Raw genomic sequence first — 2,070 nt, 5'->3', positions numbered from 1 at the left:
GTTACACGGTGATCAATTCAGGTTCTTGTGAACACTGGGTGTCTTTTCTCTACAAATGCTTTGGTTCCTTCCGCCTTGTCATTGGAGTTGGAAACTACGCCAAAGACTGCCGCTTCCTGGTGGATGCCATCTTTATTTGACAAGTCATTTCCGGCAATCATGACCTGTTTTGCACTTGCAACGGCAAGTGGACCATTTCTTCCGATAATTTTCAAACACTCAACGGCGGCTTCCAGGCAGCTTGCTTTGTCATCTGTTACTTTATTCACCAATCCCCACTCATAGGCTTTATCAACATCTATGAAAGTGCCCGAATAGATAAGTTCTTTTGCCCGGTTTCGACCAATGTACTTTGGAAGCCTTTGGGTTCCACCAAAAGCAGGCAACACACCCCATTTAACCTCAGGCTGTCCAAAAACTGCTTGCTTCGAAGCATAAATGAAATCGCAAGACATTGCCATTTCACATCCACCGCCAAGTGCAAAGCCATGAACACAAGCAATCATGGGCAGGGCCAGATCTTCCATGGCCAAGGTAACGGCCTGTCCTGTTTCGGCAAAGACTTTTGTTTCTTCCGGAGTCATTTCAGACATGGCAGCAATATCTGCGCCTGCCATAAAAGCTTTATCTCCAACACTTGTTAGAATAACGCCTTTATATTTTGAAACATCGATGTTTTTTATCGCATCTGACATCTCATCCAACACCGTTTTATTCAATGCATTCAGCTTGTCGGGCCTGTTTACTTCCAGATAGAAAATATCGTCTTTTGCATATGTGTTGATCGTTTCATAAGTCGTCGCCATGTCTTCATCACTTCCTTTTGGTGTTTGCTTTTCTGCTGGCTTGATCTGGCCCCGGATTTCCTCCAGCCGCGTCTGCGGCTGGAGGTATCAATTGCATTCATCCTCGTAGGACGATCAATCGCAACCCGAGTACGCCGTTACTTGTGTCAAACAGGACACTCATCCGGCGCTCTTACTTTGCGTCACCCGCGTCCAATCCGAGTTCGCGAAGGATCTCTTCGGTGTGTTCACCGAGCTGTGGCGCCATTATCCTTGTAGTACAAGGGGCGTCACTGATATGAACGGGGCAACCGATGGTCGTAAGTTTACCAAGAACCGGGTGATCTATATCTAGTATCATATTGTTGATCTTCGTTTGTGGGTCTTCCAGTACCTCACTCAATTTCCGGACCTTGGAACAAAGTACATCCTGCCCTTCAAGACGTGCCAAAGCTTCGTCCATGGTGTATTTGGCAATTTCCTTGCGGAGTGTATCCTGTATAAGCGCCTTGTTTTTGATCTGAGACGCCATATCCGGATAGGGTACGGTAAGATCATCTATTTCGAATGCAGCGCACATAGCCTGTAGCGGGTTGGGCATGAACGCTCCAATCATCACAATTGGTCCATCCTTGGCCTCGGAGTGAATAGCGAGTGGCATTGCCGCCCAGTTCAGCACTTGTTTGTATTTGCTCCAGTAGGCCGCTTCCTGCAGTTGCGTATGAATCATCGAATCATAAAGACACACATCTACTTTTCTACCAAGGCCGGTTTTTTGCCGTCCAATCAACGCGGCCATAATGCCCTGACAGAGATGCATTCCGCCGGTATAATCGCAGACAGCTGTTGGAACTATCGATTGTGGAATTGAAGGATCCGCGGTCTCATACATAAAGCCCGTTACAGCTTGGGCCACCATGTCCTGCCCGGGTTTTTTGACATTTGGTCCTTCAGGTCCGTAGCCAGTTGCGGACGCAAAAACAATGCGTGGATTAATCTCCTTGAGCTTTTCATAGCTGAAGCCGAGCTTATCCATCACGCCGGGGCGAAAATTGTTTACGACCACATCTGACACTTTGACGAGCTCATAAATAACCTTCTTTCCGGCTTCGGTTCTCGTATCAAGTTCCATCGAACGCTTGTTGCGATTCATGGCGACATACGTCGGATTGTTCGTCGCCTCCAGAGATGTCCCGCCAACCGTATGCCGGCTCAGATCACCCACGCCCGGGCGCTCGATTTTGATCACATCGGCACCGAAATCAGCGAGCTGTAGAGTGCCAAC

Annotated in this window: 2 protein-coding genes; both read right to left on the bottom strand. The window is 48.1% G+C overall.

Annotation, left to right across the window (positions count from 1 at the left end; translation table 11 throughout):
• Positions 1-17 precede the first annotated feature (17 nt).
• Positions 18-806, bottom strand: coding sequence for an enoyl-CoA hydratase/isomerase family protein (locus LC354_RS26950; RefSeq protein ID WP_223429022.1), 789 nt, complete (start codon positions 804-806; stop codon positions 18-20).
• A gap of 172 nt (positions 807-978) precedes the next feature.
• The coding region (locus LC354_RS26945; RefSeq protein ID WP_223429021.1) for a CaiB/BaiF CoA transferase family protein at positions 979-2,070 on the bottom strand (1,092 nt) is incomplete at its 5' end.

It is taken from the genome of Tateyamaria pelophila (assembly GCF_019966495.1).
GTDB classification, from domain to species: domain Bacteria; phylum Pseudomonadota; class Alphaproteobacteria; order Rhodobacterales; family Rhodobacteraceae; genus Tateyamaria; species Tateyamaria pelophila.
This window is presented reverse-complemented; position numbering and strand designations above follow the sequence as displayed.